This window comes from Flavobacterium sp. LK-23 (assembly GCF_058135255.1).
Window position 1 is genome coordinate 1 of sequence record NZ_JBYUVT010000026.1, and the last position, 26663, is coordinate 26663.

A 26663-nucleotide genomic window follows, 5' to 3' on the forward strand; every position below is an offset into this window, starting at 1 on the left:
GACCACATCAGGGAATTGATGGAAAAAAGCCAATTGAAATGATAAATCCGTTACCGAAATAAGTAACTTTTACAATTCGACGAAGGAGAAATCTCCACGAGAAACTCGACAAAGATTGGATTAACGTTGCGGAGTTACTTGCGAAGATTTCTCCTTACGTCGAAATGACAAACGTTGAGGATTTACTTTATGTGCATACTTTGCGGGACTTCGACTCCGCTCAGCCTGACAAAAGCAACACACAATTGAAAACATAAAATATTGAAATAAAAAAATATTACCACAAAGCTTTGCGATCTCTGCGTTTTCAAAAGAAACCAATTCCTTGCGCTCTTTGCGGTTAAATAAAAAACACAACCATTGGAATTTGGAATTTTAGCATTGGAATTTACTCTCCAAAAAATCTAAAATCTAAAATCTAAAATCTAAAATTTAGAAATGAAATACTACAGTTTAAACCATAATGCCCCAAAAGTTTCTTTTCAAGAAGCTGTTATACAAGGATTAGCAACTGACAAAGGATTATATTTCCCAGAAAGCATTACACCGCTTGATCCTTCTTTTTTTGATAAAATCGAAAGTTTAAGCCACGAAGAAATCGCTTTTGAAGCGATTAAACAATTCGTAGGCGACGAAATACCAGCAGAAAAACTAAAAGAAATCATTGCTGAAACTTTAGTTTTTGATTTTCCGGTTGTGAAAGTCGAAGACGGAATCTATTCGTTAGAATTATTTCACGGACCAACAATGGCGTTTAAAGACGTTGGAGCGCGTTTTATGTCGCGTTGTTTGGGCTATTTCAATAAAGACAAAAAAGACGCTAAAAACACTGTTTTAGTAGCGACTTCTGGAGATACGGGCGGAGCTGTTGCAAGCGGATTTCTTGGCGTTGACGGCGTTGATGTTGTCATTTTATATCCGTCAGGAAAAGTGAGCGATATTCAGGAAAAACAATTGACGACTTTAGGGCAAAACATTAAAGCACTTGAAGTTGACGGTGTTTTTGACGATTGTCAGGATATGGTAAAAAAAGCGTTTTTAGATGAAACTTTGGCGCATAAAAACCTGACTTCGGCAAACTCTATTAATATTGCACGCTGGTTACCGCAAATGTTTTATTTCTTCTTTGCTTACAAAGCGTTGAAAAGCCAAAACAAACCTTTAGTTTTTTCTTGTCCAAGCGGAAACTTCGGGAATATCTGCGCCGGAATTATGGCAAAGAAATTAGGTTTGCCAATTGAACATTTCGTTGCTTCTACAAACGTAAACGACACCGTGCCAAGATTCTTAGAAAACGGAAAATACGACCCAAAACCTTCTAAAGCGACAATTTCTAACGCCATGGACGTTGGAAACCCAAGCAACTTTATTAGAATTCAGGAATTATACAATAATGACTTAAAAGCTTTCGAAAAAGACTTTTCTTCTTATAGCTATACTGATGAAGAAACGCTTGAAGCTTTAAAGAAGATTTACAACACAGACGGTTATATCGCAGAACCTCACGGTGCTGTTGGTTATCTAGGTTTGAAAAAAGAATTGGAGAAACACCCTAACGCAATTGGAATTTTCTTAGAAACAGCACATCCTATTAAATTCTTAGATGTTGTGGAACCGGCGCTAGGAATTACGCTTCCTATTCCTGCTCAAATTGAAAGTGTTATTAATGAGGAGAAAGTTAGTGTGAAGATTGGGACTTATGAGGAGTTGAAGAGTTTCTTGGGATAGAACTATATAAATTAATCAAAGCGAATAAGAATATTTATTCGCTTTTTTAATGCATTACCATTATTTATTTTGAATTAATAAAAAAAAATCAAGTACGGAAATCCGTAAAAATTGGCAAGAAAAAATACATATATTTGAAAAATAAGAAAACAAAATATAGCTTTGCTTATCTATCCTATTTTAGTTGCAGATGCAAGAGTTTTTTTCGCTTATAAATTAGTTAGCCATAATACCTAAAGGAATATGCTCAAAAAAGAAGAATTAAAAAATATCGTTTTTATTTCAATAGCCTTAGCTGCAATTATTGCAGTTTCTTATTTATTCATATTAGCTTTAAAATTAGAAATAAGTAGTATTGCTAGAGCAGTTAGTTTTGGTATTACAGTTACAACTTTTTTCTGGACATTCTACTTTACCAAAGGATGGAAATGGAAAATCTCGAATTGGATTTTTTATCGTCCAAATATTAATGGAACTTGGTCAGGATTTATAATTTCTGATTATATAGATGATAAAGGAAATAAAGTTCCTCCAATTGAATTTTACATTGTCGTAAGACAGAGCTTTATTAGGATTCATTTCACAACGTTTACTAAGGATTTTGTTGGTGTTTCATATGCAGAAACTTTTGCTTTGAACGAAGATAAAGGGTTAAAAAATGTAGCTTATCTTTATAAAAAAGATTCGACTCAAAATAATGATGAACATTTAAGAGAAGGAGCAACAGAGTTAAGATTGATAATTGGCAAAGATGAAAAAAAATTAGAAGGCAAATACTGGAGTAATACTAAAACGCAAGGAACTGTTTCTGTAAAACAAATTAATGATGATTATGTTGATTCTTTTAGTAATGCTCAAAAAATAAAAAATGCGTAATATTTACATTAGAATAGATTGTGATAATGTTGGCGACAAAATTGAATTTGCGCTATATAACAACGACCCAAAGACAGCTCAAGAAATAAGTGATTCCATAAAAACCAATATAAAATGGCTAATAGAAAACATAAACCAAATTTCTACAGGTAAGGTTTTACTTATTGGTTCTGATGATATTTTATTTGAAACAAATGAAGAGTTTTTTAATGTGGAAAAGCTAGAAAATCTCAAACAGGAATTTTTCATAAAAACTAATATTACATTGAGTATTGGAATTGGATTTTCAATTGTTGATGCTTTAACTAATTTAAAGATTGCTAAGATTTCGGGTAAAAATAAAATTATTGTAAATCGGTACTACAGCTAACAGTGGTTGCACAAAATTTATGCAATTGTCTTCTGCTAACGCGAGCATCCCACTCGTGAACACCAAAGAAACAGAAAACAATAAAGGTTCACGAGCGAGACGCTCGCGCTAGTAGAAGATATATTAGAAAAACAGGAGAATTCAATAATTTAAAGTAATAAATGGCAAAAATTTATCTTCTTGGTCAGAAAATAGAAAAGGATAAAAACTTGAGTTTATATTATGAATTAAGTTATAGACTTAAAGAAATTGGACATGATATATTTGATGAAGAAACTGATTATGGAAAAGAGCAAGAATATTCTTTTAAAAAAGCTATTTTAAGTTCTGATATAATAATTCCAATTATCACTCAATATTCTCTAAAATCAAATAATTTTTTAAATGAACTTATACAATTAAGAAATTATACAAGTCATATAACTGATAAACTTTTAATTCCCATTGTTACAGGAGATGTTAATTTTGACAATTTACCAGAAAGTTTATTAAGTATAAATTTTATTACTTTAAAGGATAAACTTTCCGAAACAGAAGTTTCTCAAGTAGTAAAAAAAATTAACGATGCAATAAATTCATTTGTAGGTAAAAAAATTGCCACCGATGAAAAAGCATTAGAAATTAAGGAAAAGATTGCCAAAACCGCTCCTACATATATTGCAGAAACTATATTAGATCTAAATCGTCGAGAAAAATATCAACGTGGAACAGCTCTTTTTTGGTATGTTCTAGGATTTATTTCACTTATTAGTGGAATTGTCGTTGCATTTTGGTTTTCAACTATTACTCTTGATGTTTTTAAAGGACAAGAAAATTGGAGTTTAACAACTTTTTACGCTTTAAAGAGTATTTTTATAATAATACTATTAATTGCATCTTCTAAATATTCTTTTACGCTTGCTAAATCATATATGAGTGAATCATTAAAAATTGCTGACAGAATTCACGCAATTTCATTTGGAAAATTTTATCTACAAGTATTTAATGACAGAATAAATCCTGAGGAAATTAAAGAAATATTTAGAGATTGGAATATAAATAATCAAACTAATAACTTTTCAAATCAATCAGCATCAGATTATGACCCTAAAATTATTGAACGAACATTAGAGCTAATTGACAAATTGAAAAACATTGAACGAAAATAAATACACCCCCGCGCTAGCGCGAGCGTCCCGCTCGTGAACACAAAGAAATTCAAAAGCCAAAACAAACTAAGTGCAGGAAAATCTACGACTATTATAAAACAAATCAAATGAATCGAATTATACTTATTGGAAATGGATTTGATTTAGCTCATAATATTAAAACTAGCTACAATCATTTTATTGATGACTACTGGGAAAAAGTTATGCAAAAATTACGGAATGAAGTTAATGGAAACATTACAATGTATCTAACCACATTTGAAAATGAAGGAATTAGGATTGATAATGTTCCTGGTGGTCCTTATAACGGTGGAGATTGGGTAAAAGGAAATAATTTTGATGATTTAGTTGAAATTTTAGAACAAAAAAATCTTAAATTAATATTTGAAAACAAATTTCTAGAAATATTAACCCGAAGAAAAAAAGAAAGAGAGTGGGTTGATATCGAAAATGAATATTACGATTTGTTAAAGGATTCATTTAAAAATGAAAAATGTACTTACGCAATAGAAGAATTAAATAAAGATCTGAGACAAATAAAAGATTTGCTTGAATTGTATTTGAGAGATGTTGAAGATAAATTTGTCGCAAACTTTGGAACCGAAACAGATGATATAAAACTAAAAAAAAATATTGGACAGAAAATTTATTCTACCTTCAAACTAAGAGATTTTACTGAAACGTCCATTAATAAAAAGGCAGAAATTGAATTTCAAAAAATTCAAAAGACAATAAAAGGCTTGAAAGACGAATCAGTTACATTGTCAGAACTAGATGAAAAAACTCAAAAATTAATCTCAAGAATCGATACTGATCATACCGCTATTGATATTCGAAAACTACTTTTATCAGATAACGCTATAGATTATTTTGATCTAATGCCAGACGAAACTTTATTTCTCAGTTTTAATTACACCTTTACAGAAAAGTTATATTTAAATCAAAGTCCATTTGATTCATTCAACTTGAACAAAAGTACTATTGACAGTTGCATTCATATCCACGGAACAACTAACCAGTATGACGGCAATCAAGTTATCTTCGGATTTGGAGATGAGATAGACGAAGATTACAAGTCAATTGAGAATTTGAATAATAATATTTATCTAGAGAATATAAAGTCTATTAAATATTTGGAAACAGATAATTATAAAAAGCTACTAGAATTTTTAAATACGGGAGAATATCAAATTTTTACTTTTGGTCATTCTTGTGGAATTTCGGATAGGACATTATTAAACACACTTTTTGAGCACAAAAATTGCTCATCAATAAAACCTTTTTATTACAGAAAAGAAAATGGAAATGATAACTATAGTGACATAGTTAGAAATATTTCTAGAAATTTTAATAGCAAAGCAATTATGAGAGATAAGGTCGTAAATAAAAACTATTGTGAAACGTTATCATAAATACTAGTTCCCGCATCAATAGAACAAAAAAAGAGACCTCATCAAAGGTCTCTTTTCAATTTATTATATCTTCAAAAAACGTTTATTTCCCATTCAATAACTTCTCCAAATACTCCACTTTATCTTTTTCAGCTTGCACCAAACGCTCGTAAAGTTCAACGACTTTATCTAAAGGATTAAAAGTACAGTCATAATTATTATTTGCTCCTTGTCCAAAACTACTATTTGAAACAGTATCATTAAAAGTATTAAAATAATTAAAAACCGCTTCTTCCGAAAAGTTTTTAATTGCTTCAACAGAAACTCCAAGAGCTTTTGCGATCTCAATTAGTTTTTGTTCGTCTACAGTTTCGCTGTTTTCAATAGCCGAAATCGTCTGCTGATTTGTTCCTATAGCCTGTGCCAGTGCTTCCTGTTTCATATCTTTAAGCTCTCTGATACGGCTTATATTTCTGCCGATATGTTTTGGTTTTATTGCTGTACTCATAATTCAAAGATATTTAAAATTCTTAAACGAAAATCAGTTTCTGTAAAAAACAAAGCTGTTTTTGTAAGATACGTACTTCAATTATATCTTTAAACTCAGATTTAACGGGTTCGTTATCACGACGACGCGAATTAACACCGATTTTAAATATGAAAACCGCGTAAATCCGCATAAATGCATACTTTTGAAAACAAGAAAAAAAACTTTATGAACTCAATCGAAGAGCTTAAGAAAGAATTACAAAGCAAGACTTTAGCGGTTAGATGGAAAGTACTTTCTCAAATTGGTCCCGAATGGATTGGAAGCAGCAGAAACATCACTTTTTATTTAGACAAAGCACCCTTAGAAGATAATGACTTTTGCCATTTTATGGCTAATAAGCTAATAGAAGTAATGGAAATTCCGTCAACAAGTGAAGATCACATCCTAACAGGAAATGGTATTTTCATTTTACAAGGCGCAGATTTAATAATTGAGTATGAAACAGAAGCTGTTATCCCTTATGATGATAATTTCAATTCTGATAGCGGCACAAAAACATTTATAACCAACATATAGTTAAACAAGCAAAAGATTACGCCATTATATAAGAAATCTTATTATTGTGATTTTAAACAATTACGGCTAATGATATAAAACGAATAAAACCCGAAGAAGTAACGGAGAATTTAAGTGAAGAACATATTAATTCTATAAAAAATCAATTGCCTCCAGCTTTAGCTGGAGGTTTTGTTTGGCAGAATAAAAGGCTTTAGCCAAAAACGCAAAAGATTAGGCTAAAGCCCTTTTCTACTATAACTTTGTTTCTCCAGCTAAAGCTGGAGGCAATTCAATTTTATCTTTTGCTAAAGCAAAATTTAAATTCAAAAACTTAAAAAAATTATAGCATAATATTATCATGATTACCCAAGCTACATTACAAGACATTCCAGCATTAACAACCTTAATAAATTCAGCTTACAGAGGCGAAACCTCAAAAAAAGGCTGGACAACCGAAGCCCATTTACTGGAAGGAAAAAGAACCGACGAACAAGAAATGACCGAAATCTTTCTTGATCCAAAAAATACGATTCTGAAATTTACAGAGAATGACAAGATTATTGGTTCGGTTTTATTGGTTGAAAAAGGGCATCAATTGTATTTAGGAATGCTTACCGTTTCACCAGAACTTCAAAACAGCGGCATCGGGAAAAAACTGTTGGCTGAAGCCGAAAATCATGCAAAATCTTTGGGTTTATCGAGTATCATTATGACAGTAATTTCGGTACGCGAAGAGCTTGTGGCGTGGTACAAACGTCATGGTTATGTTGATACTGGAAAACGTGAAGCTTTTCCTGAAAGCGAAATTCATACTACAGTTTCTGCTGAACCTTTGGAGTTTATTTATTTGGAGAAAAGTATTTAAGTTTTTGTTTAGCCACAAAGGCGCTAAGACACGAAGTTTTTTTAATCTCGCAAAGCCGCAGAGTCGCAAAGTTTTTTTTTATAAAGCTTCTATACGGTTTGTCTTCCTGAGAGAAGTCGAAGGATCGCCAAGCTATTCAGCAAAGTTTTTTTCTTTGTCGAGCTACTTATGATCCTTCGACTTCGCTCAGGAGGACAAAAAAAGAGAATAAAATTTTTAAAATATTCAATAAATGAACGTACAGCATTTCTCTAAAAAAAATACTAAACCCTCTATTTGGAGCGGCGGATTGACATATGAATATATGATCTATCCAAAAACTGCTATTTATGCCGATAGAGATTTTGGTTTTAGAATAAGCAGTGCTACAATAGAGGAAGTGCCTTCAGAGTTTACCAAATTTAAGGGCTATTATCGATATCTGGTTATGCTCGATAATGTCTTAAATGTTGAGGTAAACAAAGAAAAGAAAGCATACAAGAAATATGAAATCATGGAATTTAACTCCGATGATAATGTGACTTCTTATACAAAAGGCACTGATTTTAATTGGATGGTTTCTGAAAAAATATCCCATCATAAACTGGAAGTAGTCAATAGTAATCAGAATTGTAATGCTGAAGTAGTAATTGTATTTTCTTTAAATACAACCGTTATTACAATCAATGAAAAGCCGCATCATTTAGAACCTTATGATGTATTGGTTATTGAAAATGAAGAAAAGGAAAATGTAAGGCTTCATTTTTCTACTGAATGTCTTTTTGGGATACTGGATTTTTAATTTTTGCCACGAAGGCACAAAGGCGGGAAGTTTTTTTAATCTCGCAAAGTCGCAAAGACGCAAAGTTTTATTCTCTTTACCGTTTAAGTTATATAAGATAATTTAAGCTTTGCCTAAAATGAACTTATATAACTTATATGGTTTAATTACTTTGCGCCTCTGCGACTTTGCGAGATTTTTTTAAGCAACGTGAGACGCACAGCTGTGCGTCTCTACAGAAAAACTTTGTTACTTTGTCACTCTGAACCTTTGAACCTAAAAAAAAATCAAGAAACCGTTCTTTTTATCTTCGAAAGAAACTCGTGCGAAACGCCCAAATACGACGAAAGATTCTTATTGTTTATAGAACTTACCTTTTGCGGATAACGCTCTTTAAAATCCAAATAACGCTGTTTTGAGGTTTTGTTGAGAACGTCTAAAAGCCGTTGCTGAATGGCGACATTGGCTCGTTCGATCATTAGGACATGAAACTTAATAAGTTTCGGAATTACAGCAAACAAATAGGCTTTTTGCATTTTATTGATGACCACTATTTCACTGTCTTCAATGGCTTTAATGTTGTACGTTGTGGGCTTTTGGTGATAAAAACTTTCCAGATCACACATCCATTCGTTTTCGAAAGAAAAGAAAATAACCGTTTCTGTTCCGTTTTCGTTTAGAATGTAGGTTTTAAATGATCCTTTTAAAATGAATCCCTCATAACTATTATGAGAATTTTGAATTTGCAAAAACTGATTCTTTTTCAGCTTTATCAATTCGGCTTTAGAGACAATAATATCCCATTCTTCATCCGTGAGCGGAATTTTCCTTTCAATGTTTTTTCTTAGTAGGTTGTACATTTTTTGTGGTTTTTGTTAAGGAATAAATTTGTTTTTCGATTCATCATTAATTAGGGGCTTAACCAATGTAATCGATTACGTAAAAATACGCTATTTGTGCATTTTTGTAAATTTACAAGTGTTAAAAAAACACATTTCGTAGATTTTTTTGTAAAAGTTTGAACTTGTTCAACTTTTTTCCTACAAATAATACTGAGTTTTGCGCTGTTAAACTTTTTTAAATAACCAAACGTATATGAACTTAAAATCAAAACTTTCAATGTTCGCTGCAACATTGATCTTCGGATTTACAGCATGTAATTCTGAAGAAATCGCTTCAAGCACTGAAGCAGGGATTCAAAGCAATGAAACGACTGTTGAAACAGCTGCAACCAACCCAACGGGTAAAATCGGAAACTGCGCTGAGGTTCCAGGATGGGCTTCTCAAAACGGAGGTACAACAGGTGGTGGATCTGCTGCTGAAACTACAGTTACCACTTACGCTCAATTGAAATCGGCTATTGAGAACGCTTCTGTAAAAGTGATTAAAGTCTCTGGAACGATCACAATTACAACAAGATTGTCTTTTCAAGATCAAACTGGAAAAACAATTTATGGAGCAAGTGGAGCAAAATTGGTTTCTACGAATCAAACCAAAGATGGTTCTGGAATCATCAACATTAAAAGATGTAAAAACATCATCATCAGAAACTTGATTTTTGAAGGTCCAGGCGCTTATGACACTGACGGATGGGATAATGCAATCCTTGACGAATGTACAAATGTTTGGGTAGATCACTGCGAATTTAGAGATGGTGTTGATGGAAACTTCGACATCAAAAACAAATCTGATTATATCTCGGTTACGTATTCTAAATTCCACTACCTAAAACCTCCAAAAGCAGGTGGATCTGGTGGATCAGATGATCATAGATATTCAAACTTAATTGGTTCTAGCGATGGTGCAACTGGTGATCGCGGTAAATTGAGAATTACTTTTGCAAGATGCTGGTGGGCTCCAGGCTGTAAAGAAAGAATGCCAAGAGTTCGTTTTGGAAAAGTGCATATTGTAAACAGTTTATTTAACAGCACCGTAAGCAACAAATGTGTTGCAGCAGGTTTTGAAGCTAGTATTCGCGTAGAAAGCAATGTTTTTGAAGGTGTAAAAAATCCAATCGATCTAATGTCTGGTTTTACTGCCGTTACTTCTACTGATAACGTATTTACAAATGTAACAGGAACTCAGGCTGGAAGCGGTACTGCTTTTACTCCGCCTTACTCAATCGTAAAATTGGCTAAAACTGCGGTTAAAGCTGATATTTCTGCAAATGCAGGACCTACTTTAGGTGGGAATGTTTGTGGCTCTTTTTAAATTGAATTAGAATAAAAAGTAAGTTAGTTTTTAGTTAGAACCACGGATTGCGGTTATTGCAATTCGTGGTTTTTTATTTATTTGCCACGAAGACACAAAGACGCTAAGTTTTTTTTAATCTCGCAAAGTCGCAGAGTCGCAAAGTTTTTTTTCTCTTTACCATATAAGTTATATAAGATAATCTAAGCTATACCTAAAATGAACTTATATGACTTACATGGTTAAATTACTGTGCGACTTCGCGCCTTTGCGAGATTTTTTTACGCAATGTCAAACGCACTGTGCGTCTCTACAGAAACCTTAGAAACTTAGCATCTTAGAACCTCAGTACCTTTTTTAAAGCACCAACTCTTCAAACAATCTCTGAATCGTTTTCTCCAAATCCTTACTCAAACCCGGATGAGGTCTTGAGGTTTGAATGGCCGAACTTCTAATTGCGGTTAACCATCTAAAACGCTCTGGAATCTCAAATTCAGCAATTGGACCACCGTCTTTTGCTCCGTTGGCGATTTTTACTAACGAAGTCAGGTTACATTCTAATTGTTCGATGTCGAAATCAGAAGAAAGGGCTTGTATTTTTTCTTTATTTAAATGAAAAAGAACCTTTATAAATTTGGCTTTTTTACAAAACAAAATGATTCCGATATTCAGGAATTCTTCGCGCTCTACCCTTGGCACCACGCGAATCACAGCATATTCGTATAGGTGATTATCTTGCATTTTGAGCCTGATTTACAAATATTTCTGAATTCTCTAATCTTGTTTTTAAAAACTGCAAATACACATTTCGCAATCCTTCAGGAGTTTCGTCTGCATCTTCCCATTGCAGCCAGTCTAACGGAATCGTATTGACAATTTCTTCTAAAATTTCTGGTGTTAAAATGGCTTTAAACTCGGCATCAACTTCTTTTAAAAGTGAAGCCTGTGGCAATAAAACATGATCTTTTATCAGCGCAAACGGACTTTTGGCATGCTGTTCCCAGTTGTTCCAAGAATGATGAAAATACAAACATGCGCCGTGATCAATCAGCCATAATTCTTTATGCCAGATTAGCATATTGGTATTTTTGAAAGTTCTATCTACGTTTGTAATATAAGCATCTAGCCAAACAATCTGTGAAGCCAATTTGGCATCGACAGTTGTCACAGCAGGATCAAAAGTAATGGCGCCAGATAAGAAATGAAGCGCTAAGTTTAATCCCTGACTTCCTTGCAGCAGATCCTGAATTTCTTCATCGGCTTCGGTTCTTCCGAAAGCTTCGTCAAGATTAGCGAATACTAATTCTGGCAATTGTAATTTTAAGGCTTTTGCTATTTGTCCGCCAACTAATTCGGCTATTAAGGCTTTTACGCCGTGTCCGGCACCTCTAAATTTTAATACGTATTTAAAATCGTCATCGGCTTCTGCCAAAGCGGGTAAAGAACCGCCTTCGCGCAGTGGCGCTATATATCGCATGACGTTTACTGTTCTTAAGTCGAAATTTTTCATATTACAAACTTAATGATTTTAACCGCAAAGAGCGCAAAGGTTTACGCAAGGTTCGCAGAGTTTTTTTTAATCTCGCAAAGACGCGAAGTCGCAAAGAATATAAAAACTTTGCGACTTCGCGCCTTTGCGAGCAAATTCTTTATCATGTAAAACAATCCTAGCGTTCTTTGTGTAAACCTTTGCGCTCTTTGCGGTTAAGCTAAACTCAAAAAAGCTTTTCCTAAGTACTTAATAATAGTAGAAGCCGTAAAAGACTCATAACCCGTTTTGGGCAAGGCTAAATCGGCTGTTAGTCCGTGGAGGTAGACGCCAAATTTTGAGGCATATTTAGGTTCGTAGCCTTGTGCTAAAAGACTGGTCAGGATTCCCGTTAAGGTGTCTCCGCTTCCTGCGGTTGCTAAAGCTGCGTTCCCTGTTGTGTTTTCGTATACCGAAGTTCTGTTGATAATGTAGGTTGGTGCGCCCTTCATAACCACAATGACTTTATATTTTTCTGAAAAAGCGATTGTTTTTTGAAATTTCTCGGCTTCTGAATTCCATTTTCCTATCAAACGTTCCAATTCTTTTGGATGAGGTGTTAAAATGGTATCTTCTGGAACTAATTCTAACCAAGATAAATTTTCTGAAATAATATTCAACGCATCTGCATCGAGAACTAAAGGGGCTTTATTGACTCTTAAAAACTCAAATAAAGCTTTTTGTGTTCCGAGTTCCTTTCCTATTCCTGGGCCGAATCCAACTGCTTGCGGAATTAATGGCAGATGAATATTGGTTATAAAATTCACATTTTCATCAGTTGCCACCATGACTTCTGGAATAGAGATTTGAAGTATTTGATAACCGCATTTGGGTACAAAAGTTGTTACGAGTCCGCAGCCTGTTTTTAGGCAGGATTTTGAGGCTAAAACCGCTGCTCCTATTTTGCCATAACTTCCGGCAATAATCACCGCATGACCTTGTGTTCCTTTATGTGCTTTGGAATCTATGGGTTTGTATAATTTCAGAATCTCTTCTTTTGTAATTAAATACGATGATTTCATCTAAGTCTCTTTGTTAGTCTTATTTTTTAAACACATAGAATCATAGTTTTCTTGCTGAGAAAAGGCGTTTCACTTATTTAAACAAACATAGCTCACTTACAAAACATGATTTTATATATGAATCAATTAATATCATTCATCTAATAAAATTACGTAAAAATTTGAAATGATGATTGTTCTTTTGAAACTGTTAGCCCTAGCCCTGATTACTTCACCATATTTTTATTTTTTATAGGAGTTCAGTGAACTTCGTTTGAAGCGGCATCCTTTTTGTTTTTTCTTTAAAAACAAAAAGATATAGCGGATAGCAGGAAATAGCTCCTAATTATTGCGAAATTTATAATTTAAGACATTCAAATTTGATATTTTTTGAATAGATTTGCAAAACAATTTTATAAAACAACACAATGAAAAATACTGCGCTTACGCACATACATGAAGGTTTAGGAGCGAAAATGCTTCCTTTTGCTGGTTATAATATGCCTATTACTTATGAAGGGGTTAATGCTGAACACGAAACGGTTCGTAACGGCGTAGGAGTTTTTGACGTTTCGCATATGGGTGAATTTTTGTTGACAGGTCCAAATGCTTTGGCTTTGATTCAGAAAGTGACTTCAAACGATGCATCTACTTTGACAATTGGAAGAGCACAATATTCTTGTCTTCCAAATAATGAAGGCGGAATTGTTGATGATTTGATTATTTATAAAATGAAAGAAGAGCAGTATTTACTAGTTGTAAATGCTTCTAATATTGAAAAAGACTGGAACTGGATTTCTTCTCACAATGATTTGGGAGTTGATATGAAGAATATTTCTGAAGACTATTCTTTATTGGCGATTCAAGGTCCAAAAGCGGTTGAAGCTATGCAGGCTTTGACTTCTGTAAATTTATCTGAAATTGCTTATTATCATTTTGAAGTTGGTGATTTTGCTGGAATTGAGCATGTAATTATTTCTGCTACAGGTTATACTGGTTCTGGCGGATTTGAAATTTACTGTAAAAACAATGAAGTAGAACAAGTTTGGAATAAAGTTTTTGAAGCTGGAGCATCTTACGGAATTAAACCAATTGGTCTTGCTGCTCGTGATACTTTACGTCTTGAAATGGGATTCTGTCTTTACGGAAATGATATTAACGATACCACTTCTCCTCTTGAAGCTGGTTTAGGTTGGATTACGAAATTCACAAAAGATTTCACCAATTCTGAAGCGCTTAAAAAACAAAAAGAAGCTGGTGTTACAAGAAAATTAGTTGCTTTTGAAATGCAAGAGCGCGCTGTGCCAAGACATGATTACGAAATTGTCGATGGTTCTGGAGCAGTAATCGGAATTGTAACTTCTGGAACTATGTCTCCTTCTATGAATAAAGGAATTGGTTTAGGATATGTAACCGTTGCAAACAGTGCGGTTGACAGCGATATTTTTATTAGAATTAGAAAAAATGATGTTCCTGCAAAAGTGGTTAAATTACCGTTTTACAAGAAATAAGTTTTGACATTATAGTTTAAAAATGCGTTACGATTGTAACGCATTTTTTTTTCTTCAAAATAAGCAAATTCGAGTTAAATTATTTGATGTGCGTTCGTTTGACGATTAAAAACTTTTCATTGTCGATATTTTGCTAAAAAACCTACAATTTGTAAAAAATTTAGTGTAACTTTAATCATGAACCCATGAATTTCCATTTATGAAAAAGATTTCACTACTCCTTTTTTTGCTGACATCAACTATATCCATTGGTCAGAACAGCGCAGAAACTTGTGAAATATTAAACAAAATAAATGCGCTTATTCAAGCAGAACACTTACGACCAAAACCTGTTGATGACAGTCTTTCTGTGTTTGTTTTTGACAATCTTATTAACGAACTCGATCCTTCACGCAATATCTTTTTTAAGAGCGAATACGACGAATTGGCTCAGAAATACCGTTACAATCTCGATAATTTAATTTTAAAGAACGACTGCAGTTTTCTTACCGACATTAAAGCTACTTACATCAACGGCCTTTTACGCACTAAAAAAGTTTTAGAAAAAATTCAGACCATTCCGATTGATTATACGAAGAAAGATACGATCCGTTTTTATAAAAAATCTTTTGCTTTTTATTTGAAGAAAGAAGACTTAGAAAAGGTTTGGGTAAAAAAACTGCGTTATCAAATATTAGATGATATTGTTGAAACGAGCGATAATCTCGATTCTTTAAAAACCAATTTCAAATCTATTGAACAAGCTTCTAAAAATCAAATCCTTACAAATGAAATCTGCCGTTTTAATTCGCTAATAGACTCTAATACCAAACAAGAAGAAAAGCTATACAATTTCTTCTGTACCTATTTTGATCCTCATACGGCTTATTTTAGCGATGATTCTAAAACGAGTTTTGTTGCTTCTTTGTCCAAAGAACATTTATCGCTTGGAATGACGGTAAACCTCAACGAGAAAAACGAAATTATTATTGATGAGGTAGATCCGAACGGACCAGCTTATCAAACAGGACAGATAAAAAAAGGCGATCAGATTATTTCGATTTCCAATCAGAAAGAAACACTTCAAGTTTCTTGTGCTTCTTTGGAGTCTATATCGTCCATGATTTTATCTGAAAACAACAAGCATATTACGCTTACTTTAAAACGCAATTCGGGCAAAAATTTTGATGTTTATATTGAAAAACAAATGATGAAAGATGAAGAAAATTCTGTTTTCAGTTTCATCATTGGTAAAGACAGTAAAATTGGATATATAAAAATTCCGAGTTTCTATGCCGACCTTGATGGCAACAGCAGAAAAGGTTGTGCAGATGATGTTGCCCGAGAAGTTATCAAACTGCAAAGAGACAGCATACAAGGACTTGTTATTGATCTTATAGACAATGGCGGCGGCTCTATGGAAGAAGCTATAAAACTGGCTGGAATGTTTGTAGATTACGGTCCGCTTTCTATTGTAATTGACAACAAGAAAGAGAAATCTGTAATTAACGATCCGTTTAAAGGTGTTATTTATCGAGGTCCAATTGTGGTTTTGGTAAATAGCAATACGGCTTCAGCAAGCGAGTTTTTTGCTTCTATTATGCAAGATTATAACCGTGCGCTTTTGCTAGGAAGCAATACCCTCGGAAAAGCCACAATGCAGACTATTCTTCCGCTTGAAGAAGATAAAAACACGGATTTCTTAAAAATTACAATCAATAAATTTTACAGGATTACGGGCAAAAGTCATCAATATATCGGCGTAAAGCCAGATGTTGTGCTACCTGAATTTTACGAAGATATTTACCAAAAAGAAAGCGACTTTCCAACGGCGATAAAAAATGACAGCATCGAACCGTTCTTAAAATACAAGACGTATGTAAAGCGAAATCTGATAGACAAAATTGCTAAAAACAGCTCGGCGAGATTATCAGACAATTATTTTTTCAATAACATAAAAAAGATTAACCTTAAAATAGATCAGATTGTGAATGCTCCTAAAGCAGAAATCCCAATGACATTAGATTCGGTTTTTAAGCAGAAAAAGACATTAGGTGCACTTTGGACAGAGATCAATACTTTTAATGATGAAAATAATCCGCTTGATGTGTACAATTCTAGCGTTAATCAGTTTCTTCTAGGCGCTTATCCAAATGATAAAACGATTAATCAATATCAAATGGATAATCTTAAAACCAATCCGTACCTCAACGAAGCCGTAAATATCATTAATGAGTTTAATGGAATTAGTAAGTAATGGTTTTGTTTTAGGTTTTAGGTTTCAGGTTTCAGGTTTCAGGTTTCAGGTTTCAGGTTTCAGGTTTCAGGTTTCAGGTTTCAGGTTTCAGGTTTCAGGTTTAACTGCATGAGATTTTTTTTACCGCAAAGTACGCAAAGGTTTACGCAAAGAACGCCAAGAAATTTTTAAGTTAATTTACAAAATAAAAGAGTTCGCAAAGCTTTATTCATTTCGCTTTGCGAACTTTGTGTTTATAAGCGTAATCTTAAATAAAAAAACTTTGCGCACTTTGCGGTTAAAATCAGCGTAAGCCATTCAACTTGAAACTTGAAACAAAAAAGAACAAATATCCAAAGCTATATAAATAAAACTTTGTGAGCCTTGCGTAAACCTTAGCGTACTTTGCGGTTAAACTCAACACAAACTAAATAACTTGAAACCTAAAACCTGAAACAAAAAAGAACAATTTTGTTTTTGTAAAAATTAGGAAAACCTTATTTTTGCATCACAAAACTAAAAATTAGAAATGGGAAGAGCGTTCGAATTTAGAAAAGGAAGAAAAATGAAACGTTGGTCTGCAATGGCCAAAACGTTTACCAGAATTGGTAAAGATATCGTAATGGCTGTTAAAGAAGGTGGACCAAACCCAGATGCCAATTCTAGATTAAGAGCTGTTATACAAAATGCGAAAGCTGCCAATATGCCTAAGGACAATGTGGAGCGCGCAATTAAAAATGCAAGTAATAAAGATACTGCTAACTATAAAGAAATTTTGTTTGAAGGATATGCTCCTCACGGAATTGCAATCTTAATTGAAACTGCTTCTGATAACAATAACAGAACTGTAGCTAATATTCGTAGTTATTTCAACAAATGCAACGGAACAATGGGAACTCAAGGTTCTGTTGAGTTTATGTTTGACCACACTTGCAACTTCAGAATTGCAAAAGATGGTATCGACGCTGAGGAATTAGAATTAGAACTTATCGATTTTGGTGCTGAAGAGGTTTTTGAAGACGAAGACGGAATCTTAATCTACGCTCCTTTTGGAAGTTTTGGTGCTTTGCAGAAAGAATTAGAAAACAGAGGTTTAGAAATCCTTTCTTCTGGTTTTGAGCGTATTCCGCAAATTACTAAAGAATTAACGGAAGCTCAAATCGCAGACGTTGAAAAATTAATCGAGAAAATCGAAGAAGATGATGACGTTATGAACGTTTATCATACCATGAAAGAAGAATAGTCTTTCTATCAAATATATTAAAAAAGCTCTGGATTTTTCTGGAGCTTTTTTTTACCTTAAATACAAATTTGTAAAAAATGATGAATTCTTATTTTAATAAATTTCAAGACGGAATATTTGTAATTATCAAATTGGACAATAAGCCATCTATTTATTTTGGAGAAAATTCATGGTGGCTTTTAGACGATTGGGAAAATGAAATTCTGAACAATAAGTACTTGCAAGAAATAGAATCTTTAAAAATTGAATTTGAAAGTATCTATAATGCATTTAAAACTGAATATTCCAATTTAGATAAAAGTACTTATAGTAATTTTCTTCCAAGTTTGTACATTGATTTTGACCATAAAAAGCTTTATAGCAGCTACTTTGATCAGGCTCTAGAAAATAGAATTATAGAAGGCTGGAAAGGTATTTTTATAGAAAATCAAGTTCAGTTTTTAGAACTGATACCTGAAAATTACAAGTATTGGGAATATAAAAATTAAAATTTCTAAAACTTTTCCTGTTTCAAATTTATTTTGGCTTTAGTTTCAAATAAAAAATTATATTTGTTGGAATCAGAAATAAACTAATTTAAACCTACAACTTATGCAATCTTCAAAATTTATGAAATTTGCTGTAATAGCACTTGTGATATTATTTATTGTGATTAGTGTTATTAGCTAAAAAAATATAAGTCTTTTGATTTTCAGAAGACTTTTTTTATTTCAAGACAAATTCTCTAAATGAAACTAATAGAAAACTTCTACTGCATTCAATCTGAAATTTTCGGAGATGGAAGCACAAATAATACTGAAGGAATAAGTTCAATAAAAACAGAATTAATAAGACCTTCAATAAAAATCTCAAATATAGAATCTGCAGAGAAAAAGACCTACACAAAAAGATTAGTTGCTGATGATACTTTTACAATAAATGAGTTATTATTTTTATCCAAAACATACGGATTTGAAATTGAAGAACATTCTCGTTATGAAGGATATTACGTAAGCGCTCTAAAAATCCATAAACTGTATAATAGTCCTGGCGATATTACTTTAATTGAATCTGGCGATAAAGAATATCTAATGATTGAATTTCGCCGCTGGCAGTATGAATATCAGCCTAGAGGAGCTGGAGAAGATAGTTTCGGAGAAGATGTAACTTATATTCTTGGAATATGGGAGTCTCCGTTATTGACAGATGAAATAATTGCAAAAATAAAGAGGGATCATTAAAACTATGACCAAAATTTCAATTATAAAAAAAATACAATTAGGTGGCGAAAGATCGTTTCCGATTGAAACTCCTGATTCTGAAGTATATTTTAATTTCTACTGCGGAAACGGAGGAATAAAACACGAAGCTATTATTTCTCTTAAAAACTCTAATTTCTTAAATTCATTAATCAAAACTGGTCTGATAGCAAATCATGATTTAGCCCAAAACAATATAATTAAACTAGAATATTTGGAGGATCCAAACGAAGTACTTTCGCTTAGGTATCAAATTTGTAACTTTAAAGATTGCGATAACACTTATCTTTTAATTTTTGATGTTCATGAAAATAGAGGTTATTATGGATTTTTTATACATGGGGTTTTACAGATAGAAAACATCACTTAACACTAGAAAAAATTCAACAAATCAGTATTAGTGTAGTAATAATTTCTAAAAAACAAAAGCAAGTCTTCTGCTTCAAGTGACGATTTATTTTTGTTTAATGTAGCACTGACAACATCGTTATCTTCCATTTTTTCGATTTTCCAAATATCATTTTCATTGACCAGCAAAAGAAAAATCTCTTCATTAAGATATTTAGAGCAAAAAGTTATTCTCTCCTTTCCGTCTCTCTTTTTCTCATCCAAATGAACAAAATCCGTAAATCCAATTATTAAAAACTTTTCTTTTATTGTCATATTATCTCATAAATAGTCAGAAAATCAAACCTAAAATAAAAATTATTTGAACTCATTTTAAACTAGGCCTAAAAATAGCTAAAGATAACATTTCGACTATATTTGCAACACCTCAAATAATTAAAACTAAAAAATGCAAACATCAAAAATCACAAGAATTGCTGTAGTCGCACTAGTTCTTTTATTCTTAGTATTAAGTGTAATTAGCTGCAGTACGCATACACACGTTCATAACCACCCTGCTCCATCTGGCAAAAAAATACCACCAGGACAAGCCAAAAAAATGAATGGAGATAAAAGTGCAAAAGCTTACGCTCCAGGTCAGCAGAAAAAGAGATAATTTACAAGCCTTCTGAAATTCAGGAGGTTTTTTTATATGAAAATAATTTTAACTTAGCATTAATGAGAAAACTGTTAGCCTACATTACATTAGTCTTTGCTATTGGTGGATTAATTTCTGAATTAACACATAATTTCAGGGATCTCAAATTAATATATTATAATTTGGATCCAGCTAAATATTATGAAAAAGATAAATTATACATTTATAAGATAGAGAACAATAATTCCTCCAATTCAAGCGGATCTAATTCTTGGTATTATGGTGTTTTAGAAAAACAAAAAATAAATGAAAACATATACTATCCTACTTCTTATTTAATGGAAAACACCTTATTAGATAAAAAGGGACAATATTTAAAAGTGTGGTATTGCAAAAATGCAAACAAAACTATATTACGAGATACAAATGAACTACACCCTACAATTTATATTCAAGGCATAATTACTTATATATTAATTTTGCTTATTATTCCATGCTTGATTTGTGTATTTAAAAAAATAAAAAATGAAAATTAACTTTTTACTGTTGCTAATATTTCTTTCAACAACTATAAAAATATTTGCTCAAAATGAAAATGAAGGTTATATTGTTGAAGACAACAAAAACATTCTTGTAAAATTATCAAATTATCAAATTCCTGTAAAAATTAATAGAGTTAATTCACAAGATCAAATCGATTATTCTACAATCGATGGGTTACTTCAATCATTTTTTTCAGCAACAAATGAAAAGTGGGCATTAGATGAATATTTAAATAAAAATTTAAAAATAAGTAGAGATGCTGAACATTTTGAAGCAACAAAAAAATTAAATCAAAACAATTATATTCAAAAAGAAATTGTTTATGAATTCAATTATTTAAACCATAAAATGGCGTATGTAAAATATTCATTTATCGCTGAAAAAGTTCCTTTTCCTATTATTGGAGTTATGTCCATGGAAAATATCAACAATAGATGGTATATAAGTAATTTGTTAAACCAAGGAGCAATATTATCAATTATTTCAAGAACAGATCCTGCTTTTTTGATAGATTTATTCTCTGGAAAATCTAACAATAAAGAATACAATGAATTAATAAAAAAAAGCAAAAACAAATCTGATATTGTTGACATATCTATTCTTTATAAAAACATAACACAATTACATGAAAATAATTCATCACTATATAAACAAATAACAGATCAAAGATTAATAATTGAAAATCTTGAATTTCGGAATGCAGTAATAGATTCGAAACCTATTATATATAATTTCACAATTTCACAACCTTTTCTATATGATAATGTTCAATTAAATGAATATAGAGATTCAGAAAAAGGCATTACGAAGCTTGATAAACGTTCTGAAAAATTTTCTAACCTTCCTGAATCATTAATCATTGATGATACACCTATAAATTTAATTGCGAAACTAAAAATCACATTTCAAAATGAAGATTTTTTTGTAATAAAATATGAAAAAAATAAAAAAAAACGTTGTACAATTATTAAAAATGGAAATGGAAACTTTTTAATAATAGAATCAGATAATTTCAAAAATATTACTGAATTATTACTTAAAACCAAAACATCTTTTTTGCACAAAATATTATCTAATACATTCTCTCAAAGTAAGGATTACATATCTGGAAGTGATGGAGGTATGAATGTAAGTGCTGCATTAGAATATATTAGTTTGAACAAATCTACCCTAACAAAGTATCTGGACAATTAATAAGAAGATAATTCAAACCTAAAAAAAAATAGTACGCTATAATAAGACTATATTATCTCAATAATAAACAAAAAAAGCCTTCTGAAATCTCCAGAAGGCTTTTTTACTATATTAAACAAATACGAATCTTTACTTTTTAGCATTTGTATTGATAACCTTAATCAAATAAGTCCCTTCAGGTAAATCACCAATATTAGACGCATTGGCGCTCATGATTTGTTTTCCTTGCGAGAAGACCTCAATTATTTTACCATTCTTCGTAGTTTCAGCTGAAGTAGCAGCAGGTGCCGAAGTTTTTGCTGGTGCTCCAACAGATCTTGCTGCTGAATTAGAAGCTGGCGCTGATACAGCCGTTTGATTATTCGCTGGAGCAGCTTTCGAACTGTTATAGGCTTCTAAAACCTGTTCGTCTGTCATGGCCACACTGTATAATCTTATATCATCAATATCAGCATTGATACTGGTTGAAGTATTTAATTTTCCTAAATTTAAAATATAACCTTTCGCTGAACGCTGAATTCCATCAGCTGCTTTTAATAATTCACCATTACGGTAAATTTTTGAAACATTACCATCGTAAGTAACACTGTACATATACCAAGTCTCTTTTGCAAGCGGAACAGAAGCGATAACATTGTTGCTATCTCCCCACCCTACTAGACTTACATCTGCATTTCCTCCAGTCACTGGCTGCTGAACTAAACCAAAATACTGTCCATTTACTGCTGCACCATAACCTAAAATATAGTTCGGAATATTTACAGCATTAAATTTTACCCAAACCGAAATTGTTTTGGGTTTATTATCTTGCGGAAGTTCACCAACAACAGCTTGCAAAGATTTATTAGTTAATCTTAAAGCTCCTCGCGGCGCACCCATTCTGTCATTTACATAAATTGGAGTTCCAACAAATGAAATGCTGTTATCGGCGCTGTTTAGATTACCATTGAAATTAAATTCCTGCACCGGATTTTGTGCATTGGCAGTTAAAAAATTTACAAACATGAATGTGAGTAATATTTTTTTCATAGTCATAGTAGTTTTTTTTCAGAATGTTTTGGAGTTACGGTAAATATCTTTAACTCTAAAATTTGATTGCTCAAACCTTACAATTAAATTTTCAGTTATTATTTTTACAAATTTTGTTAAAACTATGATTTTAATTCAGCATCACCAAACAATTCCTACACACAAATAAATAATTCTCACAAAAATGATGTTTTTACCTCAAAAAGAATATCGCAAGATTTGTTTGAAGCTTTATAAAGCCGATTTACTAAATTCAATAGCATCATTAAAAAACACCAATACAATTTATCTTAACTGTCAATAGGATTTTTTTAGGATTCTGTCCTACATTTCGTTTTTATTTCTAACTTTAACATTAGAAGCTGATAATCAAAGAAATAATACTACGTATGAAGAAAATTTTGCTTTTGTTTTTTCTTTTATTTTTCTTCAGAATCAATGCACAAATCTGTGATACTTTAGTATTGAAAAACAACGATATTATTGTTGGTGAAATAAAAACAATGAACAAAGGTATCTTACAGATCGAAACCGATTACAGCAAAGACGATTTTAAAGTCGAATGGAAATATGTAAAAAGCATCGGTTCAGAAAGAGTTCATATTATCAATCTTTCCAATGGTAATTTATTAAACGGAAAAATTACTAAAATCAAAACTCCAAATAAATGCGAAATCACCAATATCGAAACACAGACCAAAAGCATTATTGATCTTAGTGATATTGTACGAATAAAACCCGTTGATGACAGTTTCTGGGACAGACTCGATGCTAGTTTCGACGCCGGAATCAAATTGACTAAAGCGCAAAGTTTACAGCAATTAACTGTAAACGTAAATTTAGGATACACTGCAAAAAAGTGGTACGGAACGGCAATGTACAAACAAATCCAATCCATACAAGATGATAGCGATCCTATACGAAGAATTGATACCGATGTTAGTTATGTACATTTACTGCCAAAGGATTATTTTATTCCGCTATCGGTGGTGACTTTAAAGAATACAGAACAGGATATTGATCTTCGTGTTGTTTCAAAAGCAGGTTTCGGAAAATATATCATTCATAGCAACAAAAAATACTGGGGAATCGCTTCCGGATTGTCTTTTAACCACGAGCGCTTTACAGAAACTCCTGAACCGAATAAAAGTTTGGAGCTATTTTTAGGCAGCGATCTTAACTTATATGATATTGGCGATTTTAGCATTCAGTCTAAAGTGACCTTTTTTCCTAGTTTAACAGAAAGCAAAAGGATTCGTACCGATTTTTCTGTTGATACGAAATACGACTTGCCACTAGATTTTTTTATTAAACTTTCTTTTGTTTACAACTACGACAACAAACCAAAGCCAGGGGCATCTAAAGATGATTATGTGTTTCAGACCACTTTTGGATGGAAATTAGACTAAAAAAAAGCCTCCTGAATACAGAAAGCTTTCCTTACTATTCCAAAAACTCAATTGCTTGCGCAATAAAAAAAACTAACTAACATTTAAAAACTAAAAAACCATTTATTTTGAGGTAATTTTTTTTGATGGAGTACTGGTAATTTTTAATAAATAAGTCCCTTCTGGAAGATCGCTTATATTCGTTGCATTACTTCCCATTAACTTTTGCCCTTGCGAATAAACTTCTACACTTTTTGTTGTTCCACTAACATCGCTCGAAGCAATAATAGTTTGATTTGTTTTTGCTTTTACTGCCGATTTAGCTGTTTTAGCCTCTGCAACTGCTGCTACAAGCAAATTAGAAGCCTTTTCACTCTCATATAATTCATTTACTTGATCTGGGGTCAGTGCTATATTATAAATCTTTAAATCGTCTATATCAGCATTTATTCCAACCATTGTATTAATTTCGCCTAATCTAAAAATATTTCCATTAGTAGACCTTACCATACCCTCTAGATATTTCAATAATTTACCATCGCGATATATCTTAGAAGTAGCTCCTTCATAGGTAATCGTATAATTATACCAAATATTCTTTTCAAGCGGTGTAGATACAATAACATCATTAGAAGCTCCCCAAGCAGCCAAACTTAAATCGGAGTTAGAAGAAGTTGTTCCTTGCTGTAATAGCCCGCAATATTGCGCAGTAAGAGGACTTCCGTAGCCCCAAATATAGTTTGCGTTTGAAATATCATTAAACTTAACCCAAATACTAATTGTTCTTGAGCTTTTTCCTTGAGGCAGATTGTCAATTACAGCTTCTAGAGCTTTATTATTTAATCGTTGAGCTCCTTTTATAACTCCAGCTCTGTCTGCTACAAAATTGTTGGTACCGATAAATGAAGTGGTGTTTGCCGTATTATTTAAAGTACCATTAAAGTTAAATTCCTGAATCGGTGTTTGCGCATTCACATTCAAATAACTTACAAACAATACTGTTAGTAGTAATTTTTTCATAATAGTAGATTTTAGGGATTAAACAACTATGTTATTTTAATACCCCTAAACTATATTATTATGGTCTCGAGCTAAAATATTTCCGATAACTTACCTAAATACTCGTTAAAATAACGTTTTTTACGCATTTCATCTATAAAAAGCCATTTTTTAAAACTCAAAAATTTTATTAAAACTTTAAATTAAATTTATTAATATTAATAATTTCCTACGTATAAATACGGGATAATCAACAAAACAATAAATTTTAACTTTTATACATTTGTTTACTTGTCGAAAAATAAGCCAACAAAAAACTCCATTCGTAATTTCGAATGGAGTTTCTATATTAGAATAAAGTACTATATACTACTTTACGAATTCAATTTTTTGAGCTTCTTCTTCGTTAACACTATCAAAGAAACCTTGCTCGTTCATCCAGTCATCACTGAATACTTTACTCATGTAACGAGAACCATGATCTGGGAAGATAGCAATAATATTACTCTCTTTTGTAAATTCTCCTTCTTCAGCATATTGCTTAATAGCTTGCATTACTGCTCCAGAAGTATATCCAACAAATAAACCTTCTTTTCTAGTAATCTCTCTAGCAGAGTGAGCACTTTCTTCATCGGTTACTTTCATAAATTTATCAATAATATCAAAATCTGTAGCCGATGGGATTAAGTTTTTACCCAGACCTTCTATACGGTAAGGGTAAATTTCTTTGCTATCGAATTCTTTAGTCTCGTGGTATTTTTTCAATACAGAACCAAAAGCATCAACTCCTAAAATTCTAATATTTGGATTTTTTTCTTTTAAGAATTTTGCAGTTCCAGAGATAGTTCCTCCTGTTCCGCTGCAAGCAACTAAGTGCGTAATTTGTCCTTTTGTTTGTTCCCAAATCTCTGGACCTGTAGTGTTATAGTGAGCATCAATATTTAATTGATTGAAATATTGATTAATGTAGACTGAACCTTTTGTCTCTTCGTGCAAACGTTTTGCTACATTATAATAAGATCTTTCATCATCTGCAGAAACGTGAGCCGGACAGACATACACTTTGGCGCCTAAACTTCTCAACATGTCAATTTTATCTTTAGATGATTTTGAACTTACAGCCAAAATACAATTGTAACCTTTAATAATGCTTACCATTGCTAAACTAAATCCTGTGTTACCAGATGTTGTTTCGATAATGGTATCTCCCGGAGATAGAATTCCTTTTCTTTCGGCTTCTTCAATAATATATAGTGCTATTCTATCTTTTGAGGAATGACCTGGGTTGAAAGCTTCTACCTTTGCGTAGAAATTTCCTTCTAACTCTTCGGTAATTTTATTTAGCTTAATAAGGGGGGTGTTTCCTATTAACTCTAAAACATTATTATAAGCAGTTATTTCTTCTTTCATAAA

28 protein-coding genes are annotated in these 26663 nt (G+C 32.2%); 19 read left to right on the forward strand and 9 right to left on the reverse strand.

Features of this window, described 5'->3' with window-relative positions; all coding sequences use genetic code 11:
- Nucleotides 1-438: 438 nt before the first annotated feature.
- The 5 genes from thrC (at nucleotide 439) to AC3Y25_RS22860 (ending at nucleotide 5534) form a co-directional block, all read left to right on the forward strand.
- Entirely contained in the window at nucleotides 439-1728 is a 1290-nt protein-coding gene (thrC, locus tag AC3Y25_RS22840; protein ID WP_489904345.1) for a threonine synthase, read from the forward strand.
- Nucleotides 1729-1971: 243 nt separating this feature from the next.
- Nucleotides 1972-2604 carry a Cap15 family cyclic dinucleotide receptor domain-containing protein gene (locus AC3Y25_RS22845; protein ID WP_489904346.1) on the forward strand — a complete coding sequence of 211 codons (633 nt, stop codon included), beginning with the start codon at nucleotides 1972-1974 and terminating at the stop codon, nucleotides 2602-2604.
- A complete protein-coding gene (locus AC3Y25_RS22850; RefSeq protein ID WP_489904347.1) occupies nucleotides 2597-2974 on the forward strand; it encodes a mCpol domain-containing protein in 378 nt (125 codons plus the stop codon). Before AC3Y25_RS22845 ends, AC3Y25_RS22850 begins: the two co-directional genes overlap by 8 nt.
- Nucleotides 2975-3135: 161 nt before the next feature.
- Nucleotides 3136-4122, forward strand: a complete 987-nt coding sequence (locus AC3Y25_RS22855; protein WP_489904348.1) for a hypothetical protein — start codon at nucleotides 3136-3138, stop codon at nucleotides 4120-4122.
- Nucleotides 4123-4229: 107 nt separating this feature from the next.
- On the forward strand, nucleotides 4230-5534 hold the full coding sequence (locus tag AC3Y25_RS22860) for an AbiH family protein (protein WP_489904349.1): 1305 nt from the start codon (nucleotides 4230-4232) through the stop codon (nucleotides 5532-5534).
- 82 nt (nucleotides 5535-5616) lie between these two features.
- Here the strand turns inward: AC3Y25_RS22860 and AC3Y25_RS22865 are convergent, their stop codons facing one another.
- Nucleotides 5617-6021 carry a helix-turn-helix domain-containing protein gene (locus AC3Y25_RS22865; protein WP_489904350.1) on the reverse strand — a complete coding sequence of 135 codons (405 nt, stop codon included), beginning with the start codon at nucleotides 6019-6021 and terminating at the stop codon, nucleotides 5617-5619.
- A 207-nt stretch (nucleotides 6022-6228) separates the two neighbouring features.
- Here AC3Y25_RS22865 and AC3Y25_RS22870 point away from each other — a divergent pair, with 207 nt between their 5' ends.
- The 3 genes from AC3Y25_RS22870 to AC3Y25_RS22880 all read left to right on the forward strand — a co-directional run bounded on the left by AC3Y25_RS22870 (nucleotide 6229) and on the right by AC3Y25_RS22880 (nucleotide 8207).
- Entirely contained in the window at nucleotides 6229-6579 is a 351-nt protein-coding gene (locus AC3Y25_RS22870) for a hypothetical protein (RefSeq protein ID WP_489904351.1), read from the forward strand.
- Nucleotides 6580-6919: 340 nt separating this feature from the next.
- Nucleotides 6920-7426 carry a GNAT family N-acetyltransferase gene (locus tag AC3Y25_RS22875; RefSeq protein WP_489904352.1) on the forward strand — a complete coding sequence of 169 codons (507 nt, stop codon included), beginning with the start codon at nucleotides 6920-6922 and terminating at the stop codon, nucleotides 7424-7426.
- 232 nt (nucleotides 7427-7658) lie between these two features.
- Nucleotides 7659-8207 carry a HutD family protein gene (locus AC3Y25_RS22880; RefSeq protein ID WP_489904353.1) on the forward strand — a complete coding sequence of 183 codons (549 nt, stop codon included), beginning with the start codon at nucleotides 7659-7661 and terminating at the stop codon, nucleotides 8205-8207.
- Nucleotides 8208-8473: 266 nt separating this feature from the next.
- Here the strand turns inward: AC3Y25_RS22880 and AC3Y25_RS22885 are convergent, their stop codons facing one another.
- Nucleotides 8474-9046 (reverse strand): Crp/Fnr family transcriptional regulator, encoded by a 573-nt coding sequence (locus AC3Y25_RS22885; protein ID WP_250835571.1) that lies wholly within the window; start codon nucleotides 9044-9046, stop codon nucleotides 8474-8476.
- 235 nt (nucleotides 9047-9281) lie between these two features.
- On the opposite strand from AC3Y25_RS22885, the gene AC3Y25_RS22890 reads away from it, so the two are divergent.
- Nucleotides 9282-10397, forward strand: coding sequence for a pectate lyase family protein (locus tag AC3Y25_RS22890; protein ID WP_489904354.1), 1116 nt, complete (start codon nucleotides 9282-9284; stop codon nucleotides 10395-10397).
- Between the two features lie 336 nt (nucleotides 10398-10733).
- On the opposite strand, the gene AC3Y25_RS22895 is transcribed toward AC3Y25_RS22890, so the two are convergent.
- The 3 genes from AC3Y25_RS22895 to AC3Y25_RS22905 form a co-directional block, all read right to left on the reverse strand.
- The gene (locus tag AC3Y25_RS22895; protein WP_250835569.1) at nucleotides 10734-11117 is read right to left on the reverse strand and encodes a DUF3037 domain-containing protein; all 384 of its coding nucleotides are present in this window, start codon (nucleotides 11115-11117) and stop codon (nucleotides 10734-10736) included.
- A complete protein-coding gene (locus tag AC3Y25_RS22900; protein ID WP_489904355.1) occupies nucleotides 11107-11886 on the reverse strand; it encodes a HipA family kinase in 780 nt (259 codons plus the stop codon). The genes AC3Y25_RS22895 and AC3Y25_RS22900 overlap by 11 nt, the downstream gene beginning before the upstream one ends.
- Before the next feature lie 194 nt (nucleotides 11887-12080).
- Nucleotides 12081-12926, reverse strand: coding sequence for an NAD(P)H-hydrate dehydratase (locus AC3Y25_RS22905; protein ID WP_489904356.1), 846 nt, complete (start codon nucleotides 12924-12926; stop codon nucleotides 12081-12083).
- 407 nt (nucleotides 12927-13333) lie between these two features.
- Between AC3Y25_RS22905 and gcvT the strand changes: the two genes are divergently transcribed.
- The 6 genes from gcvT (at nucleotide 13334) to AC3Y25_RS22935 (ending at nucleotide 19482) form a co-directional block, all read left to right on the forward strand.
- Nucleotides 13334-14416: a glycine cleavage system aminomethyltransferase GcvT gene (gene gcvT / locus AC3Y25_RS22910; RefSeq protein WP_489904357.1), complete on the forward strand. Its 1083-nt coding sequence runs from the start codon at nucleotides 13334-13336 to the stop codon at nucleotides 14414-14416.
- Between the two features lie 199 nt (nucleotides 14417-14615).
- Nucleotides 14616-16652: a S41 family peptidase gene (locus AC3Y25_RS22915; RefSeq protein WP_250835565.1), complete on the forward strand. Its 2037-nt coding sequence runs from the start codon at nucleotides 14616-14618 to the stop codon at nucleotides 16650-16652.
- A 508-nt stretch (nucleotides 16653-17160) separates the two neighbouring features.
- Entirely contained in the window at nucleotides 17161-17874 is a 714-nt protein-coding gene (locus AC3Y25_RS22920) for a YebC/PmpR family DNA-binding transcriptional regulator (protein WP_012024626.1), read from the forward strand.
- A gap of 77 nt (nucleotides 17875-17951) precedes the next feature.
- Nucleotides 17952-18362: a hypothetical protein gene (locus tag AC3Y25_RS22925; RefSeq protein ID WP_489904358.1), complete on the forward strand. Its 411-nt coding sequence runs from the start codon at nucleotides 17952-17954 to the stop codon at nucleotides 18360-18362.
- A gap of 240 nt (nucleotides 18363-18602) precedes the next feature.
- A complete protein-coding gene (locus AC3Y25_RS22930; RefSeq protein ID WP_489904359.1) occupies nucleotides 18603-19094 on the forward strand; it encodes a hypothetical protein in 492 nt (163 codons plus the stop codon).
- A 4-nt stretch (nucleotides 19095-19098) separates the two neighbouring features.
- On the forward strand, nucleotides 19099-19482 hold the full coding sequence (locus tag AC3Y25_RS22935; RefSeq protein ID WP_489904360.1) for a hypothetical protein: 384 nt from the start codon (nucleotides 19099-19101) through the stop codon (nucleotides 19480-19482).
- A 2-nt stretch (nucleotides 19483-19484) separates the two neighbouring features.
- On the opposite strand, the gene AC3Y25_RS22940 is transcribed toward AC3Y25_RS22935, so the two are convergent.
- Entirely contained in the window at nucleotides 19485-19775 is a 291-nt protein-coding gene (locus AC3Y25_RS22940; RefSeq protein ID WP_489904361.1) for a hypothetical protein, read from the reverse strand.
- 133 nt (nucleotides 19776-19908) lie between these two features.
- Here AC3Y25_RS22940 and AC3Y25_RS22945 point away from each other — a divergent pair, with 133 nt between their 5' ends.
- The 3 genes from AC3Y25_RS22945 (at nucleotide 19909) to AC3Y25_RS22955 (ending at nucleotide 21834) form a co-directional block, all read left to right on the forward strand.
- Nucleotides 19909-20115 carry a hypothetical protein gene (locus AC3Y25_RS22945; RefSeq protein WP_379797669.1) on the forward strand — a complete coding sequence of 69 codons (207 nt, stop codon included), beginning with the start codon at nucleotides 19909-19911 and terminating at the stop codon, nucleotides 20113-20115.
- A gap of 62 nt (nucleotides 20116-20177) precedes the next feature.
- Nucleotides 20178-20633: a hypothetical protein gene (locus AC3Y25_RS22950; RefSeq protein WP_489904362.1), complete on the forward strand. Its 456-nt coding sequence runs from the start codon at nucleotides 20178-20180 to the stop codon at nucleotides 20631-20633.
- On the forward strand, nucleotides 20623-21834 hold the full coding sequence (locus AC3Y25_RS22955; RefSeq protein WP_489904363.1) for a hypothetical protein: 1212 nt from the start codon (nucleotides 20623-20625) through the stop codon (nucleotides 21832-21834). The genes AC3Y25_RS22950 and AC3Y25_RS22955 overlap by 11 nt, the downstream gene beginning before the upstream one ends.
- A gap of 129 nt (nucleotides 21835-21963) precedes the next feature.
- On the opposite strand, the gene AC3Y25_RS22960 is transcribed toward AC3Y25_RS22955, so the two are convergent.
- Nucleotides 21964-22863, reverse strand: a complete 900-nt coding sequence (locus AC3Y25_RS22960; RefSeq protein WP_489904364.1) for a LamG-like jellyroll fold domain-containing protein — start codon at nucleotides 22861-22863, stop codon at nucleotides 21964-21966.
- A 389-nt stretch (nucleotides 22864-23252) separates the two neighbouring features.
- Between AC3Y25_RS22960 and AC3Y25_RS22965 the strand changes: the two genes are divergently transcribed.
- Entirely contained in the window at nucleotides 23253-24272 is a 1020-nt protein-coding gene (locus tag AC3Y25_RS22965) for a DUF481 domain-containing protein (RefSeq protein WP_489904365.1), read from the forward strand.
- A gap of 102 nt (nucleotides 24273-24374) precedes the next feature.
- On the opposite strand, the gene AC3Y25_RS22970 is transcribed toward AC3Y25_RS22965, so the two are convergent.
- Together AC3Y25_RS22970 and capA are read right to left on the reverse strand one after the other, a co-directional pair.
- A complete protein-coding gene (locus AC3Y25_RS22970) occupies nucleotides 24375-25271 on the reverse strand; it encodes a LamG-like jellyroll fold domain-containing protein (protein WP_489904366.1) in 897 nt (298 codons plus the stop codon).
- A 348-nt stretch (nucleotides 25272-25619) separates the two neighbouring features.
- A complete protein-coding gene (capA, locus tag AC3Y25_RS22975; RefSeq protein WP_095930895.1) occupies nucleotides 25620-26660 on the reverse strand; it encodes a cysteate synthase in 1041 nt (346 codons plus the stop codon).
- Between the last annotated feature and the right edge of the window lie 3 nt (nucleotides 26661-26663).